Annotated in this window: 1 protein-coding gene; it reads left to right on the plus strand. The window is 65.0% G+C overall.

The window, feature by feature from the left end:
• Nucleotides 1–130 precede the first annotated feature (130 nt).
• Nucleotides 131–1,153 carry an IS110 family transposase gene (locus AX685_RS10615; RefSeq protein WP_066488398.1) on the plus strand — a complete coding sequence of 341 codons (1,023 nt, stop codon included), beginning with the start codon at nucleotides 131–133 and terminating at the stop codon, nucleotides 1,151–1,153.
• Nucleotides 1,154–1,390 lie beyond the last annotated feature (237 nt).

Raw genomic sequence — 1,390 nt, forward strand, 5'->3', positions numbered from 1 at the left:
AAACATGGGGTAATCGCGGGAGCGGTACTCCGGGCTGTCACGAGATGAATGCTGGTGGCTGTTCCCCGATAGGATGGAAGAACGGGCTCACGACGGGACGCCGGGCCCAGGCATCTGATGGAGAACAGCCATGGACGATTATATCGGGCTCGACGTTTCGCTGAAAGAGACCGCGGTATCTATCCGGCGCGGTGGCAAGCGCGTCTGGCGCGGCAAGTGCCCGTCGGATCCGCAGGCGATTGCGGCGCTGATCCGCGAGCGTGCGCCCGCAGCCAAACGGGTGGTGTTCGAAACCGGACCACTGTCCGTATGGTTCTTCCATGCACTTAGCGCGGAGGGAGTGCCGGCGATCTGCATCGACGCGCGCCATGCCAAGGCCGCGCTCGACATGGCGGCGAACAAGACGGATGCCAACGACGCCGATGGCTTGGCGCATCTTGCCGAGGTCGGGTTCTACAAGGTGGTTCGCGTCAAAAGCTTCAACAGCATGCTGACGCGCACGCTGGTAGCGGCGCGCACCCGTCTGGTGCGGATCGGGACGGAGTTGTCGAACCAGATCCGCGGCCTGATGAAGACGTTTGGCCTCGTCGTGCCGCTGGTCACCGGCGGTAAGTTCGAGCGCCAGGTCGAGGCGCTGCTGGCCGACCATGCCGACCTGGGCCGGATCATCCGCCCGCTGATGGAGGCTTGGCGCGCCGTTCGTCTGCGCACCGCCGAGTTGAGCCGCACGCTGTTGGCAGACGCTCGGGGCAGCGACGCCTGCCAGCTCCTCATGTCCATTCCCGGCGTCGGTGTCGTGACCGCTACCTCTTTCGCCGCCGCGATCGAGGAACCGGAGAACTTCAAACGCTCGCGATCCGTGGGGGCCTGGGTCGGGCTTACGACCCGGCGCTACCAGTCGGGCGAAGTCGACTATGACGGGCATATCTCCAGGCGGGGTGACGGCCACTTGCGCGGGCTGCTCTACGAAGCGGCAACATCGCTGCTCACCCGCTGCCGGGTACAATCCGATCTGCGGACATGGGGCCTGAAGCTGCGGGAGCGGCTCGGCTTCAAACGCGCCGCGGTCGCAGTCGCCCGCAAGCTCGCGGTCATCATGCACACCATGCTGACCACCGGCGAACCGTTCCGGAGCACGCCCGCCACCACCTGATTTAACCAGCTCGCCAGCGTCGCAAGGCGCCAACGAGACGTCCTGCCGGGACGTAGGCTGACCCATTCCGCTTCGTTCGTTGCACCAGACGCCCCAGCGCGATCGAGTGCGTCGAAAACATAGGAAGGGTCACCCGCGAAGCCCCATCATGCGGCGGCCTATACCGACCGCGAAGACGACCATGCTTCCGGCAACGACAGCTCAGAATTGACTTGCGACCAGCGCGATTAGACGACG

The organism is Sphingomonas sp. CCH9-F2, assembly GCF_001556735.1.
Taxonomy (GTDB): Bacteria; Pseudomonadota; Alphaproteobacteria; order Sphingomonadales; family Sphingomonadaceae; genus Sphingomonas; species Sphingomonas ginsenosidimutans.